This is a genomic window from Jeotgalibacillus sp. 10bf12, assembly GCF_055597105.1.
The window spans coordinates 359247-375081 of sequence record NZ_CP200276.1; the positions used below are offsets into that span (position 1 = coordinate 359247).

The window sequence follows — 15835 nt, forward strand, 5'->3', positions numbered from 1 at the left end:
TCCGTCTCCAGCGAGTCATTTTTGTCATTACTACAAACTACTCCCCAAAAACTCTCACAAACTTTGTAAATCCATCAATAAATTTATCAATCTGCCTCTCAGTCGCTTCATCTGTCAGGCGGCCTGATTCCGGATCGATTTTTGTCTGATAGCGGCTTGCGATGATTTTAGGGTTGGTCATGATATTTGCGTTCATGTTGGTGAGAATCTGGCGCACCTGCATTTGTGAAAGTGCAGTTCCAACGTTCCCATTTGAAGCACCTGCGATCGCAACCGGCAGATTTTTGATTGAGAATTCCTTTGGTGAACGTGATGCCCAGTCGAGTGCATTCTTCAGTCCTCCGGGTATACCTGCATTGTATTCAGGTGTAACAATCAGCACACCGTCTGCTTCATTCAGCTTTTTGCGGAAGGAACGGACCGATTCAGGATCTCCTGCTGCTTCAATATCTTCATTAAAGAGTGGCAGCTCCCCAATTTCTGCTTCCTTCACATCCCATTTACCTTCCGACTGCCGGGTGATCTCGTTCATCAGCCTGCGGTTCAGTGAATCTTTTCTGAGGCTGCCGCACATGGCAACAATGACTGGTAATGATTCCATAAGCTCATCCCTTTCCAAAGACCTGTTTGTTTTATTGTAAAAGAGCGATCGCTATTTTACCTGTTTGAATGTTATTCGTTATGTAGTTGAACAGGTTCTTCCCCGCCTGATTTCCGGTTCATTAAATAATTGAGTCCTGTCAGTACAGCACCTGAGATACCCATTGCAACCGCAAGCCATAGCTCGTTCAAATAAATATAACAGGCAAGTCCTAAACAACCGAAAATGATGAGCAACAAACCCCTGTCCTCTTCCTTTGTGAGAATCAGCCCCCACAAAGTAATGAGCGAGCCTAGAAGAATGATTTGTAAAAGCCTTTGTAAGTTGAAATCAAGATAAATTTCCATAAAAGGTGCAATTACACTAATAACAACTCCTCCAAAACCCTGGATCCACTTCCCTGCTTTCTCCATATCGTTACCCCCATGTAAACCAAGTTACCTGTACAGGTAAATCATACCATTATAAGGTGTTTTTTCAATAATCAGTTTTCATCTGTTCAGATCGGGTAAATTTGGAAATAGACGCCCATTTAACCCTGCCACGGCTATTCTATTCTATCTGGAGGTTTTAATATGAAGGCAGTTACATTTCAAGGCACGAAGAAGATGAAGGTCAAAGAGGTTCCGGATGCAAAGCTGCAGGAGCGGGATGATATTCTGGTACGAATTACTTCAACAGCCATTTGCGGATCTGATCTACATATTTATCAGGGTGCCCTCCCTGCTCATAAAGATTATGTCATCGGGCATGAGCCGATGGGGATTGTAGAAGAAGTCGGTCCAGAAGTGACGAGTGTTCAAAAGGGCGACCGCGTTGTCATTCCATTCAATATTTCATGCGGCGAATGCTACTTCTGTCAAAATGACTTTGAAAGCCAGTGTGATAACTCCAATCTGAACCCGTCACTTGATACAGGCGGATACTTCGGATTTACTGAGCGTTACGGGAACCATCCGGGCGGACAGGCTGAATACCTGCGCGTACCATACGGAAATTTTATGCCGCTTAAAATTCCTGAATCTGTGGAACTTGAAGACGAGGCCTTACTCTTTATGTCAGACGTTCTGCCGACCGCGCTTTGGAGTGTTGAAAACGCCGGGGTTAAAAAAGGCAGTACTGTCGCTGTTCTCGGCTGCGGTCCAATCGGGCTGATGGCGCAGAAATTTGCATGGATGAAAGGCGCAAGCCGCGTCATTGCAGTTGATAACCTCTCTTACCGTCTGTTCAAAGCGCAGAAAATGAATAACGTTGAAGTAGTAAACTTTGATAATTTTGAAGATGCGGGTGAGCATATCAGAGAAATCACCCAGGGTGGCGTGGATATCGTCATTGACTGTGTCGGAATGGATGGTAAAAAATCAGCCGTCGAAGAAATCGGACAAAAGCTAAGTTTGACAGGCGGCACAATCAGCGCCATTGAAATCGGCATGAAAGCCATCCGCAAATTCGGTACGATGCAGCTCACCGGCGTGTATGGCTCTATGTACCACGGCTTCCCGCTCGGAAACATGTTCGAACGGAACATCGAAATTAAAATGGGCCAGGCACCAGTCGTCCATTACATGCCGAGGCTATTCGATATGATCCAAAACGGCGACTTTGATCCAACCGAAATCGTCACCCACAGAATGAAAATGGATCAGGCTGAAGAAGCCTACCAGATCTTTAATGACCATGAAGATGAATGTATTAAGGTTGTGTTGAAGCCTTAAGGTTTTGAGCCTGTGTGGTTGCACAGGCTTTTTTCTTTGTGATACAGCGGCACGGCGGGGACGGAGTTGTGTGAGTCAAAAATAGAATGATTCTAAAAGTGGATCACTTAACTCCGTCCCGGGCGGTTCACTTTTATACATTAATCCCCATTTCGATACACTCACCTCCGTCCCCCTGTATCACACCATATATTAGCCGCAGCAACCTTTATTACACTCTCACAAAAAAGTTGCACTAAACAAACTTTTATCATATAGTATCACTAGAATGATTTTAATCTAAAGGAGAATGCTGAATGGATGGAGCAGTTATATTTGCGTTTCTGTTAACATTATTTGCTGGATTAGCAACTGGTGTGGGCAGTATGTTTGCGTTCTTCGCAAAGAGAACGAATACGGCTTTCCTGTCTGTTACGCTTGGATTTTCGGCGGGGGTCATGATTTATGTTTCATTTATTGAAATTTTTCCGAAAGCACTGGATGAGCTGACTTCGGGACACGGTGAACAGGCCGGTACATTATTTACTGTGATGGCATTCTTTGCTGGGATGGTATTAATCGGACTGATTGATAAATTAATTCCTACTGTTGGAAACCCTCATGAGTCAAAGTTTGTTGAGTCGGCTCAGGATCCTGAGGGCGGAGAAACGATTGCTGCTAAGGCAACGAAAAAGGCGACGCTTAGTAAGAGCGATGCACTGCGTCTGAGAAAAATGGGTGTATTTATGGCACTTGCCATTGCCATACACAACTTTCCTGAGGGACTTGCAACGTTTATTTCAGCACTGGATGATCCGGCTGTCGGGATTGCGATCGCTATTGCCATTGCACTGCATAATATTCCTGAGGGTATTGCAGTTTCAGTTCCCATCTATTATGCAACCGGATCGCGAAGAAAAGCATTTAAGCTTTCGTTTCTATCAGGACTTGCAGAGCCTGCCGGTGCATTAATTGGATTTCTGATTTTAATGCCATTTTTAACTGATACTGTATTTGGACTGGTGTTTGCTGCTGTTGGGGGCATTATGGTCTTTATTTCACTGGATGGTTTGCTTCCTGCAGCACGTGAATACGGAAAAGCACACCACGCAATGTACGGAATGGTAGCCGGTATGGTTGTGATGGCTGCAAGTTTGATCTTACTCATGTAATTTGACCCCCGGGATTTCTCCCGGGGTTTTCTTTGCTCATGATTGTAAAAGAATGACTTCTTGACCTGTTTCTTGAAAAGGTGTTGTGCTACACTGAATCTATCAGATTTTGCCAACTATATTATTTCGGGGGATCTATGATGGTTGTTTTAAAGGTTATCAGGCTGGTGCTTGCCGTTGCTGCAAGTGTGATTGCGCTATACACGGCTTTTTCAGGTCATGTTTTATTTCCAATCTATTATTTAATTTTAACGATCAGTTTAATCTTTATATTAACCGGTTTTGAAAGACTGCGCTCTGAGGCGACAAAAACCGGTGCTTATACTGATTTTACTTTGGCAGGCGCTTTTATTCTGGCAGTTGTATTTGTCGACTGGTGGTAATACATAACTATGAATCGGTGCAATTGACCGGTTCTTTTTTTATTGACCATTCCCTATATATTTTGCAATTTCAAACATTAATGTATGTTTATTTGTTTATTTATTAAAATGTGACTATTTATTAAAGGGATTAAGTCACTTTTTGCGAAAGATAGTGTTGCCTGAGGGTAATCTATTTTAGAGGAGTGTCAGAATGAAAAAAGCAATTTTATTAATGGTCACGCTTGTGCTGCTGATTGCAGTGCCGGTTGTATCGGGTTCAACGCTGCTATCTGTGAATGATGCAATGAATGAACCAAACGGAACAGATGTGACAGTAGGCGGTTATATTGTGGGGGTGCCGGTGTCAACGTCCACTGTGCAGCAATCTAATTTCACAAGTGACTATGCGCTCGCATTGGCGGACGATCCAGGTGAAACACAGATATCAGAGATGATTTTTGTGAAGCTGGATGCGGGATATCGCAGTGAATATGGCTTAATGAGCAACCCTTCAAATTTAGGGGACTACATTGTTGTGGATGGCACGCGTGACGACTATTTCGCTCACGAAGGTGTTGAGTCAGTTACATCTATTACCCGTGAAGCAGGCGGAGATCCAGGCACACCGGGAACAGGCTATTATGCTGATGCAGAAGGCTTGACTGGTGTGGCATTAAAGCAGGCACTACATAATATTATTGATGATCATCAGGAGATTTCCTACGCAAATGCATGGGACGCGCTGCGCAATACAGATGAGGATCCGAATAATTCAAATAACGTACTTCTTTTATATACAGGGAAATCCATTTCAAAATATGATAATGGCGGCCTTGTAGATGAATGGAACCGCGAGCATGTCTGGCCTCAGTCTAAAGGAGACTTCGGAACCTCTATGGGAACCGGTACTGACCTGCATGCACTCAGACCGACTGATGTAACAGTTAATTCATCAAGACAGAATCTTGATTTTGATAACGGTGGCAGAATTCACCCTGAAGCTCCTGACACGTTTTACGACAGTGATTCATGGGAGCCGCGCGATGAAGTAAAAGGTGATATTGCACGTATGGTGTTCTACATGGCAGTACGCTATGAAGGCGACGCAGGTGAAGTAGACCTTGAAGTACTTGATCAGGTTGACGTCTCAGGTCCTTATCTCGGGAAGGTCTCTACGTTAAAAGAATGGCATGAACAGGACCCGGTTGATGCATTTGAACGTAACCGGAATGAAGTTATTTTCGAATCATATCAGGGAAATCGCAATCCATTTATTGATAATCCTGAGTACGTTGAAGCAATTTGGTAATCATGTAAAAAAGCAGGCCCTTTTCAAAAAGAGGGTCTGCTTTTATCGTTGATTCATTTCAAATCCTTTATCCTTCATGATATGCTGAAGTGCACTGCGGAACGTCGAAAAAGAATGAATCCGTCCGTCCCTTACAACCCCTGACAGCACCATCTCTCTTGCGAACAACGGAGAAAATCCGACAAAAATCGTTCGTGCACCCATCAGCTTAATCGCCCCGATCAGATCTCTCATCTTCGCAGCCATCAGCTGATAATCCGAACTGTCCACATCATTTATATTCGTGCCTGATAAATCAATCAGCACATTCTCTACTTCCCCGTACTGCAAATGATGAAGAATCGCCTCCAGAATATGTGTCAGCCTCTCTTCAGTGATCCCTCCCGTTAAAGGAACCAGAATCGTATGCGGTACAATGGACGGAATAATTGGTGCAGAGAGCTCCTTAATATATGTTTCATAACGTTCAAGCTTTTCATTCAGGCGATTGATCTCCTGTTTTAAACTTTCAATTGACTCACTCATGGCACTCCCTCTTTTCGCCCTCAGGATACTCTTTGTATACCCGGGAAATGAGGTTATGTAACCAATGATACAGCGGGGACGGAGGTTGTTGTATCAAAATGGAAATAATCACAAAATTAACCCACTGGGGGACAGAGTTCAGTGCGACAAAATTAGAATGATGATTACAATGAACCACGCAACTCTGTCCCCGCTGAGCCGCTCATAAAACTACACCCTAATGATGATGTCCCTCATCATGCTCTTCGGGCTCATCCTCTACAATCGCCTGCTCTTCTTCGGTCAACTCACCAACTGTAAAACTTTTAACCGGCATAGATGATACGTCTCCTGAACTGACGTGCGCCTGTATATAGTAAAGCCCTTCTTCTTCAAAAGAGGCTTCAGCAGTGTAAACACCCGCTTCACTGCTTTGTGCCTCGATCCATTGAGATTCTTCCGCTGCTTCCTGCCACACCTCAATGGTGATATCATCCGCAGTTTCAAGTAGTTCACCGTTTTCGGTTACATGCACTGTAAATGTTTCCGGTATGTCTGCTGAAATGCTTTCAGGTAAGTAGATATACGTTTCAAGAGGCTCAGCCAGTCTCGCTTCGGGATTTCCTGCTGCACATCCGCTCAAAAATACAGCCCCTGCTAATGTCAATGCTGCGATTTTTTTACTCATTTGCTCCCCCTCCTTCAAACAGCTGCTTTCGTAAAGGTCTAATGCGCGGGATCACAAATCGGTCAAGCAAATACATCACGATGATTGAGATTCCGACAAGTGGCATCAGTACACCAAGCGCCAGCATGATAAAAAACACAACCCGTGTCATGTTCCTGTCTTTTGGCTTAGCAGGTGCCCCTGAACGCCCTTTTAGTTTGCGCTTTTTCCACATCACATATGAACTGATAATGACAAAGATCAATCCGATACAAACAATCAGACCAAGAATCTGATTGGCAAGTCCGAACAGCCGTCCTTCGTGCAGTGCAATACCAAGCGTAATGCCCTGAGCCATGATGCCGTAATCCTGAAAACGCACATCACTTAAAATGGACCCCGTATACTGATCCAGGTGAAGAGTAGCACTATCAGATGGATTCGAATGAGAGGTTGCCAGTGTATAAACGCCAGCTTCGCCCTGAGGCATTGAAATCGTATAAGGCTTTGCGATATTTTGCTGTGATGCTACCCCCACAGCATCATCAACTGAGATCGGAACATATCCGTTATCCACTGATGACGGCACAGGCATATTTTCAGAAGCCCACGGCACGTCAGATGCTATATCCTTTGCAAGTATCTGTGACTCAGGCTTTTCACCAAAGCTCTGGGCAAATGCAGGATAACCTGTATTTGTAGAAGTAGCCAGACGATTAATCTGTTCACCCATCACGCCTGACCATGGCAATCCTGTCAAAACCAAAACCAGAATGCCAAGAGAAAGCCAGAAAGCCGGCACGGCATGCATGTCACGCCAGAAAGTCCTGCCTTTGCTTCTAAGTCTCGGAAGCACAGTCCCCCAAATCGCTGACCGCTTTCTTGGCCACCACATATAAAGACCCGTGATCAGTAAAATCACAGCCCAGCACGCCGCAAGCTCTACAAGCAGGTTAGCTGCTGTTCCGCCAATTAACAATTCACTATGAATACTGACGAAAATATCAGTAAACCTTTCACCGGATGGTATATCCCCTAGTACTGAAGCATTATAAGGATTCACATAAACGGATGCTGCTTCGCCGTTTTGCATAATTCCTACTTCAGTTGAACGCGCCGGATCATCGTAAAAACTGACCGATGTCACACTTGCATCAGGATAACTTTCCAGCACACCTGCTGTTTGTTCGGATACAGCAAGCGCTGTTCCTCCCTCTTCCACAAAGTACAGGTCCTGATACATGACATTTTCAATCTGAGGCTTAAATAAGTACACGCCCCCGCTAAAAGCTAAAATCAGTAAAAACGGCGAAAAAATTAACCCCGCATAAAAGTGCCACCTCCATACCGCTTGATACAATGAAGCACTGCGTTTTTTCCCCTTCTTCTCACTTACTTCACGCTCACTCATCTTCAACGCTTCCATCCTCACCACTCCTTCCCGGGCACACATGCCCCTTTCATTTCACAATCCTATTACTTAACTAACGCAGAATTTTTTTAAATGGATCACTTTTTCTGAGCTGTATTTAAAAATTTTAGCAGCGGCGTGTGAAGTTAGCGTGAAATAGAAATGAAAATAAAAGTAAGAATGTCAATCTTTCACTTGCATCGCATTCAAAGAAAAGATAATATGTAAAACGTAATGATTACTATTTACATAAAAGGAGCTGACGTTTTTGAAAAAATACACATTATTTTTCTGGACACTTATGCTTGGTGTTCTTGTACTGGCTGCATGTAATACTTCTGACACCTCTCAGGAGACAAACAGTACTGACAGCAATGAAACTGCAACTGAGGAGAAAAGTGATCATGAGGTGGAGGATCATCATGATGAGGATGACCATGAGGAACACGCGCACGGCAATGAAACCACTGCACGTTTGACAGTGGCTCATGAAAACGGCATCTGGATTTTGGATAGTGATCATGATGAGGTCATTGAATCTCTTGATCTGAGCGTTTCTGCTCTTAGCCTATCACCAGACCAGCGCCATATTTTTGTAAATGACCGTGAGAATGGCGTGATAAAGCTGCTGGATTCAGGGGTGTGGTCTGAAGCTCATGGGGATCATGCACATGATTACATAGAAAGCCCGGTACTTTCATCATACGAAATAGAAGGTGAGCAGCCCACTCATTTTGTAAATCATATCGGCCGCACCGCTATCTTTGATGATGGCAGCGGAGAAGTGCAGGTTTATGAGGATACATCATTAACGACTGAGAATGCACCGGCACCAGTGGCAGCAATTCAGACAGTTCCTCACCACGGGGTGGCAGTTCCACTCTCAGACGGACGTAACATTGTTTCCTATACACCAGAAGAAAATCCGCAGCCACTTCCTGAGGGGATTACGATTTATAATACTGAAGGTGAAAAAGAAACAACTTATCCAAACTGTCCCGGTCTCCATGGAGAAGCTTCCGGTGGATCGGACGAAACGGAAACAGTCGCTTTCGGCTGTGAAGGACAGGTGCTTCTGTATCACCCGGCCGACAATAGCATAACGGAGCTCGCACTGCCTGATGAAGAGGCAAGAGTTGGATCTCTTAAGGGAATCTCAGACTCTGATTATATGATTGGAAACTATAGCAGCAAAGAAAATGCTTCTTTAAATACTCATCTCTCCCTGATTCACTTGAAAGATCGTACAATCGAAACAATCGATCTTGGGATGGAATATGTCGGCAGTATGGCAATGGATGAAGAGCATGCATACGTCCTGGGTAAAAACGGTTCACTTATTATGATTCATTTATCGACAGGAGAAATTGAATCAGAAACTGCAGTAATCGACCCGATCGCTCTTTCAGAAGGTCATGGCCATGGAACACCAAACCCTGCCCTTGCACTCGTTGAAGGGATTGTATATGTAACAGATCCTGCAACAATGACACTTCATCAGGTTGATCCTGCATATGAAGAAGCAAAAGTCATTAAAACTTTCGACACAGCACCAACTGCACTAATTGCGATTAAAAAAGGTGAACCGCACGACCATTAATATTCATTCCCCCTAAATGAATATAAATAAAAAAATGCCGGGTGTTGTGCCCGGCATTTTTGTGATTTGAACTCATATTTTTGCCGCTTTGAGAATGATGACAAAACGGCACACTTGGGGACGGAGTTGTGGTGCGCCATTTTTAGAATGATGATCAAAATGAATCACGCAACTCTGTCCCCGCTGTGCCGCTTATTCATTAAGCAGCCGCTCTCCCTTCTCCAAAATTTCCTTCTTCTTGTTAGCATCCCGCTTCTGCCACTGTTTATAGACTAGCCCCATCCGGTGATTGTCGCTGAGTTTGTCAGCGTTCCGGTCTAAAAAGTGCCAGTATAGCGCGTTAAATGGACAGGCATCTTCTTCTGTCTGGTGGTTGACGTTATATTTACAGGAGCCGCAGTAGTTGCTCATTTTGTTGATGTATTTGCCTGATGCGACGTAAGGCTTGGTGGAAAGCACGCCTCCATCAGCATAGAGCGCCATACCGAGTACATTTGGAAGGACGACCCAGTCGTGGGCATCGACATACATTTCGTTGAACCAGTCGGAGGTTTGCTGCGGTGATAGCCCAAAGAGAGTTGCATAGTTACCGATCACCATCAGCCGTTGAATATGATGGTTATATCCATGTTCCACAACCGGCCGAATTGATTCATGCATACAATTCATCTCAGTCTCTGCATCCCAGAAAAAAGAAGGCAGATCGCGCTGATGGCTGAATTTATTTACATCACGATACTTTGGCATTTTCTTCAGATAGACACCCCGTATAAATTCGCGCCAGCCAATGATCTGCCTGATAAAACCTTCAGCTGAATTAAGCGGCACCTCCCCGTTCAGATAGGCCTGTTCAGCTTTTCTGACCACTTCCATTGGCGTCAGCAGACCAATATTAATAGAAGAAGAAAGCAGCGAGTGTGACATAAAGTCATCCCCTTCAAGCATCGCATCCTGATAAGTCCCGAAGGTTTCAAGCCTTTCCTTTATAAACTGGTTCAGTGCCTGAAGCGCTTCTTTTCGCGTTACCGGCCACCTGAATGGCTTCAGTTCACCCGGATTATCTCCGAACTGTTTTTCAACCTTTTCCATCACTTCTTTCGTGACATCATCCGGTCTGAATGAACGCGCCTTTGTAAATGTGGTGTTTCCCTTAGCAGACTTGCGGTTTTCCTGATCAAATGACCACTTACCGCCAACCGGATCATCGTCTTCCATCAGCACTTCAAGCCGCTTTCGCATCCTCCGGTAAAAAGGATCCATCTTCCACGGACCGTCACCTTTCAGCTCACTTTTGATTTCCTCAGCCGTCAGTAAAAATAACGGGCGGGCATCAAGCACTTCCACTTCAATATCCGACAGCGACTTCTCCCACTTTTTCATCGCCTGCGTCATCCGGTAATCTGTATGCACCGTATAATAAACTTTTTCAGGCTCAAACGCTTTCGCGTGAGCCTTCCACGCATCCTCAAACGACTCCGCTTCACGGTAATCCACCCGAAACCCTTTCTCCTCAAGCTCCGATGCAAAATGCCGCATCGCAGAAAAAATCAGCACCAGCTTCTGCTTATGATAATGCTGCCACGTCGACCGCGACTGCGCCTCAATCATCAAAAAAACGTCGTCTTTATCCGCCTCTTTCACAACCGGCAGCTCATGACACAATTGATTCCCAAAGATCCAGCGTGTTGCCATGGGATCACCTCCTGTTAGTGGTATACCCATTGTGGCGGAGGATGAGTCGGGGGAATGTGCATGTACCTGCCGGGGACGGAGGTTGCGTTGTCATGAAATATGCACACCGGGGACGAAGTTCAGTACGCCACTTTTAGAATCATTCTTAAAACGACTCACTCAACTTCGTCCCCGCTGCACCGGTTTTATCATCCACCTGCATCATGCTATAATGAAAAACAAAAATTGGCAGGTGATTCGTTGTATTTAAAAGCTTTTCGGATGATTTCTTACATCGCGGCAGCGGTTGTTCTGATTAGCGTCGGACTAAGGTGGTTTGCAGATACTGAGCTCATTGGTTCCGTCTGGCTCTCAGTTCTGACAATCATTTTAACTGTCTCTTTGGGATTGGAATCATACCGGGATAAATCTACCGGAAATAAATTAGCCTATTTTTATTTCATCGTGAGCGGGATCTTATCCGGCTTTCTGATTTATGAGGGTGTCAGTAACGTCATCAGCTGATATAAAAAAACGCTATGAACAGCTCCGTTTAAAAACGGGGTTGCCCATAGCGTTTTTTCTTATTGTTACTCTGTATCCTTCTTCCACTCATCCTGCTCAATCAGCATTTTACCCGGCCATGTGTAAGCGAGAATACCACCGTCTGCTTTGATGTCCTCACCTGTTACATATGAGCTATCATCTGAAGCAAGGAATAGCGCGACTGTTGCCATTTCACGCGGTTTACCTAGTCTGCCAAGCGGTGTGATCCACTTGTTGGCTTCACGGAATGCTTCACCCATTTCTTCCTGCTTTGAGCCGACAAGCTCATCAATCAGAGGCGTTTCGATTGTTCCAGGTGAAACTGAATTTACCCGGATGCCGTTACGTGCATAATCAATCGCAGTTGCCTTTGTAAAATTGATTATGCCGCCTTTAGCCGCGTTGTAGCCTGAGCGGTCCAGGTCTGCAGCGTGTCCCGACATAGAACCGTTGTTAATGATCGAACCACCGCGGTCCATCATTAACGGAATGATAAATTTACTCATCAGGAACGTCCCGCGAAGGTCCACTGCGATAATACGGTCAAACAGTTCAATCGGGTATTCATGTACCTTTCCACCCTGCTGATCGACGCCTGCATTGTTAAATAAGACATCTACCGTTTTATATTCTTCCTTTATCGCTTCTGCAAATGACTCGACGCTTTTTTCATCAGACACATCAACCTCATAAGCAACTGCCTTCCCGCCGTTACTTGTGATCTCACTGACTACCTGATCAAGCGCATCTTTATTCACATCCGCAAGTACCGTTACAGCACCTTCCTCTGCAAAAACATGCGCTGTCGCTTCACCAATACCAGTAGCGGCTCCTGTAATAATTGCTGTCTTCCCATTTAATCGGGCCATCTGAAAAACCTCCATTTGTTTGTATATACATGTTTTTCCCTTTATGTGGGAATGTAAACCTTGAAGGGCACATCAGGGACGGAGTTCAGCGCGCCACATTTAGAATGATTATGATGATGAACCACTTACCTCCGTCCCCAATGCGCCAGCTTCATTTAACTCAGTGCGTATTTTTCCATTTAAAGTTATAATAACCAGTAACAAACTAAAATGAGGGATCTCAATGAAGTTGAAATTTTTACAAATTGCAGCACAGGTAGCTGCAGTCATTTTTTTGATTAATGCAGGTTTCATGCTATGGGGTGACGGTGGCTTTTTGTCAGAAACACTTATGATGATTCTGATTGCGCTGCTGATGTTTGCAAACGGCGCAGAATATTACGTGAACCCTGATCACGGGAAGAAGACCGCCTATTCTTTTCTCATTCTGGGTAGTGTCATGGTCGGAACAGTGATATTTGCGGCAGTGACTGGAGGCTTTTAAGTCTGCCTGTCCACTGCCTCACCAATCTGTCTGATTGCCTCCCTGCCTCCGTAGCTCCCATGACTCAGCCCGTTATCATCTACTCCACCACCAAGCGCAAGAAATTGCTCGGATGGTTTAAAATGCAGGCCAATCACTTCCGCTCTAAATTCCTCACTATAGCCTTTTTGATAGCGTGCATCAGGATAACCTTCTACCGCATGAACCTCACCGAGCGCTGTCTCAGTATAAAACTTTTGAAACCTCTCGCAGTGCTCTTTTCCAAGGATCAGGATTTTCCCTGGCGCAAGAAAATTGATGGTATCGCTTAAAAGGGATTTAATCACTGGTGAATCTATGACAGCTTCCCTGCCCCTGATCGTCCCCATCTGCTTTAAAGTTGGAATCGGAAAAAAGTCGATATGTACAGCTGGTGGCATTCCTGTTTCCTTATAAAACGAATACCCCATTCCATTCAAGAATCCTTCAAGCTTCGCACCACCCTTTTTGCCAAACCATCCGCTGTAAACAGTGTTGCGCTCAAAGTAGGTCTGGTAATGCTTAACTGTTTCAATCAATGACTGCTCACTCTGCTGATATTGGTTCAGGCTCACTCCCTCTTCCCTCACAAAAAAGCGTGATTTTTCTGCAGCAAGCAGGCTTCCGTCAGAGGCAACAAACTCTTTGGAAGAGGGATTTGTTCCGATCGTAATCACTGATCCGGGTGAGCGCATGCCAAACCATACGACCGGAATCGACCGCTCCATCACCTGATCGGCAAATACGGTTTGCTGCAGGCTTTCCTGAAGATCAGCCGCTTTTCGGATCAGGTTGATGGCCTCTATTAAGTTGTGCTGAGAGAGTCTTTTTTGGTCCATTATGAGATTCCTTTCTCTAATTCAATGCTTTTGCTTGAGGGTTTTATTCCCTGCCTGAGTGAAGTACAAACTGATACAGGAGGACGGAGGTGTTGTATCTTGATGGTTATCATGTCCGTTTCGATACATAAACTTCCATCCTCCTGTACCACCAAAAGATAAAACCATTGCTAACCATCACGTTACACTGTATACTTTTCTTACTTTGCATAACGAGAGGACGATGACTATTTTGGGAAGGCGCTAATACGAATTGGAACGGTTGCGAAGCGCAGTGGGCTTTCAACCCGGACAATTGATTACTATACCCAGATTGGGCTTTTACCTTTTGAGCGTTCTGCTTCGAATTACCGGTTATATCCTGAGTCTGTTCTGGAGACACTGAAGGAAATTCAGTTGTTAAAGGACCGGAGAATGACGCTTGATGAGATTAAGGTTTTGATGGAAATGAAGCCTGTGTCGAGTCCTGCACTGCAGGAAGTAAACGCGGAGATTGCTCATTTGGAAGAAAAGATTTTATCGCTGAAAGAGGAGCTATCGGAAGCAGCTCCTGAGGAACGGCATATGATTAAGGAAGAGATTCAGCTGAAAATGATTCCACTGCTTCAGCTGATGACGACACTATTAAGTTAAAATTTTCGGAGGTGAATCCCCTTTTTCAGGGGAATTTATTGGACAGTATATTGTATTTAAATCTTGGGCTTGTAGCCGTGTTAATCGGTTTGACAGCCTTCTTCGTAGGATCTGAGTTTGCGGTTGTAAAGGTGAGAATGTCGCGTGTAGATCAGCTGATTGCTGAAGGGAATAAAACAGCACCGATTGTGAAAAAGCTTGTGACAGATCTGGACTATTATCTATCAGCATGTCAACTCGGGATTACAGTGACAGCACTTGGTCTTGGATGGCTTGGTGAGCCGACTGTTGAAAAGATTCTTCACCCTGTGTTTGACAATCTCGGTGTGCCAGCAGCGATGTCGACGATCGTTTCATTCGCTGTGGCGTTTGCACTGGTGACTTTTTTACACGTTGTCATCGGGGAACTTGCACCGAAGACGCTTGCGATTCAATTTGCAGAGAGAATGACACTGATACTTGCCCGTCCGCTTTACTGGTTCGGTAAAATTATGTTTCCGGCGATCTGGACACTGAATGGTTCTGCACGATTATTACTTCGCGCGTTTGGCGTTCAGCCGGCGGGTCATGAGCAGGCGCACTCTGAAGAAGAGCTTAAGATTATCATGGCACAAAGCTTTAAGAGCGGTGAGATCAATCAGACTGAACTTTCATTTATGGAAAATATCTTTGCCTTTGATGAAAGTGTTGCCAAGGATATCATGGTTCCCCGTGTACAGATGGAGACGCTTGATATCAGTATGACAACAGAAGAGATTCTCAGCATCATTGATGAACACCAGTATACGCGTTTCCCTGTGACAAACGATCAGGATAAAGATCATATTATCGGTTTTATTAACGTAAAGGAAATGCTGACAAATATTGTACGTAACCGCTCCCACAGCCTGTCTGATTCCCTTCATGAAATTGTGCTGCTTCCTGAACATACACCCCTTCAGGATGCGATGCTGAAAATGCAGATTGAGCGCGTGCATATGGCGCTGATCATTGATGACCATGGGGGAACATCAGGATTGCTGACACTTGAAGATATTCTTGAGGAGATTGTCGGTGAGATCCGTGATGAGTTCGATGAGGATGAGCGAAATGACATTGAGGAAGTAAGTGAACTTGCTTACTGTGTCAATGGACGCGTGCTGCTAGATGAGCTTGAAGAACGATTTGGCGTGGCGTTTGAAGGTGCCGAAGATGTCGATACAATAGCCGGCTGGGTGCTTCATAAGAAAGATGAAGTGTCTGAAGGCGATCAGTTCCTGACAGATGAGAAGCATATCTGGACAGTTGAAGAAATGGATAATCATCAGGTTTTAAGAGTGCGTCTGGATATTCAGATGGCTCAGGCTTAATGTGAGACCATGCCCCCGTACGGCATGCTGTGCGGGGTTTTGTGTACATCCATCTATTAATCTATGGGTTAGACCTTGATAAAAAACGGGAATAAAAGATTAA

16 protein-coding genes and 1 pseudogene are annotated in these 15835 nt (G+C 44.7%); 9 read left to right on the forward strand and 8 right to left on the reverse strand.

Going from position 1 to position 15835, the window contains the following annotated elements:
* Positions 1-37 precede the first annotated feature (37 nt).
* Positions 38-601, reverse strand: coding sequence for an NADPH-dependent FMN reductase (locus DH10bf12_RS01650; protein ID WP_471736889.1), 564 nt, complete (start codon positions 599-601; stop codon positions 38-40).
* Positions 602-672: 71 nt separating this feature from the next.
* The gene (locus tag DH10bf12_RS01655; RefSeq protein ID WP_471736890.1) at positions 673-1014 is read right to left on the reverse strand and encodes a hypothetical protein; all 342 of its coding nucleotides are present in this window, start codon (positions 1012-1014) and stop codon (positions 673-675) included.
* A gap of 162 nt (positions 1015-1176) precedes the next feature.
* Between DH10bf12_RS01655 and DH10bf12_RS01660 the strand changes: the two genes are divergently transcribed.
* The 4 genes from DH10bf12_RS01660 to DH10bf12_RS01675 all read left to right on the forward strand — a co-directional run bounded on the left by DH10bf12_RS01660 (position 1177) and on the right by DH10bf12_RS01675 (position 5141).
* The gene (locus tag DH10bf12_RS01660; protein WP_471736891.1) at positions 1177-2316 is read left to right on the forward strand and encodes a zinc-dependent alcohol dehydrogenase; all 1140 of its coding nucleotides are present in this window, start codon (positions 1177-1179) and stop codon (positions 2314-2316) included.
* Between the two features lie 296 nt (positions 2317-2612).
* Positions 2613-3467: a zinc transporter ZupT gene (gene zupT / locus DH10bf12_RS01665; RefSeq protein ID WP_471736892.1), complete on the forward strand. Its 855-nt coding sequence runs from the start codon at positions 2613-2615 to the stop codon at positions 3465-3467.
* A 140-nt stretch (positions 3468-3607) separates the two neighbouring features.
* On the forward strand, positions 3608-3850 hold the full coding sequence (locus DH10bf12_RS01670; RefSeq protein WP_471736893.1) for a hypothetical protein: 243 nt from the start codon (positions 3608-3610) through the stop codon (positions 3848-3850).
* Positions 3851-4043: 193 nt separating this feature from the next.
* Entirely contained in the window at positions 4044-5141 is a 1098-nt protein-coding gene (locus DH10bf12_RS01675; protein ID WP_471736894.1) for an endonuclease, read from the forward strand.
* A 42-nt stretch (positions 5142-5183) separates the two neighbouring features.
* Here the strand turns inward: DH10bf12_RS01675 and DH10bf12_RS01680 are convergent, their stop codons facing one another.
* From DH10bf12_RS01680 to DH10bf12_RS01690, 3 genes are all read right to left on the reverse strand, one after another.
* On the reverse strand, positions 5184-5666 hold the full coding sequence (locus DH10bf12_RS01680; RefSeq protein WP_471736895.1) for an STAS domain-containing protein: 483 nt from the start codon (positions 5664-5666) through the stop codon (positions 5184-5186).
* Positions 5667-5883: 217 nt separating this feature from the next.
* A complete protein-coding gene (locus DH10bf12_RS01685; RefSeq protein WP_471736896.1) occupies positions 5884-6333 on the reverse strand; it encodes a FixH family protein in 450 nt (149 codons plus the stop codon).
* A complete protein-coding gene (locus DH10bf12_RS01690; protein ID WP_471736897.1) occupies positions 6326-7738 on the reverse strand; it encodes a PepSY-associated TM helix domain-containing protein in 1413 nt (470 codons plus the stop codon). Before DH10bf12_RS01690 ends, DH10bf12_RS01685 begins: the two co-directional genes overlap by 8 nt.
* A gap of 253 nt (positions 7739-7991) precedes the next feature.
* Here DH10bf12_RS01690 and DH10bf12_RS01695 point away from each other — a divergent pair, with 253 nt between their 5' ends.
* Positions 7992-9323, forward strand: a complete 1332-nt coding sequence (locus DH10bf12_RS01695; protein ID WP_471736898.1) for a hypothetical protein — start codon at positions 7992-7994, stop codon at positions 9321-9323.
* 192 nt (positions 9324-9515) lie between these two features.
* On the opposite strand, the gene DH10bf12_RS01700 is transcribed toward DH10bf12_RS01695, so the two are convergent.
* The gene (locus DH10bf12_RS01700; protein ID WP_471736899.1) at positions 9516-11015 is read right to left on the reverse strand and encodes a cryptochrome/photolyase family protein; all 1500 of its coding nucleotides are present in this window, start codon (positions 11013-11015) and stop codon (positions 9516-9518) included.
* Between the two features lie 569 nt (positions 11016-11584).
* Complete coding sequence (locus DH10bf12_RS01705; protein WP_471736900.1) at positions 11585-12409, reverse strand: SDR family oxidoreductase; 825 nt, start codon at positions 12407-12409, stop codon at positions 11585-11587.
* Between the two features lie 223 nt (positions 12410-12632).
* Here DH10bf12_RS01705 and DH10bf12_RS01710 point away from each other — a divergent pair, with 223 nt between their 5' ends.
* The gene (locus DH10bf12_RS01710) at positions 12633-12893 is read left to right on the forward strand and encodes a hypothetical protein (RefSeq protein ID WP_471736901.1); all 261 of its coding nucleotides are present in this window, start codon (positions 12633-12635) and stop codon (positions 12891-12893) included.
* Here DH10bf12_RS01710 and DH10bf12_RS01715 read toward each other — a convergent pair.
* Complete coding sequence (locus tag DH10bf12_RS01715; RefSeq protein ID WP_471736902.1) at positions 12890-13750, reverse strand: hypothetical protein; 861 nt, start codon at positions 13748-13750, stop codon at positions 12890-12892. The genes DH10bf12_RS01710 and DH10bf12_RS01715 overlap by 4 nt on opposite strands.
* Before the next feature lie 294 nt (positions 13751-14044).
* Between DH10bf12_RS01715 and DH10bf12_RS01720 the strand changes: the two are divergent.
* The 3 genes and pseudogenes from DH10bf12_RS01720 to DH10bf12_RS01730 all read left to right on the forward strand — a co-directional run.
* Positions 14045-14140, forward strand: a pseudogene (locus DH10bf12_RS01720) (MerR family transcriptional regulator); the annotation flags it as partial.
* Positions 14141-14146: 6 nt separating this feature from the next.
* Positions 14147-14383, forward strand: coding sequence for a MerR family transcriptional regulator (locus tag DH10bf12_RS01725; RefSeq protein WP_471736903.1), 237 nt, complete (start codon positions 14147-14149; stop codon positions 14381-14383).
* 38 nt (positions 14384-14421) lie between these two features.
* Positions 14422-15732: a hemolysin family protein gene (locus DH10bf12_RS01730; protein WP_471736904.1), complete on the forward strand. Its 1311-nt coding sequence runs from the start codon at positions 14422-14424 to the stop codon at positions 15730-15732.
* The last annotated feature ends 103 nt before the right edge of the window (positions 15733-15835 follow it).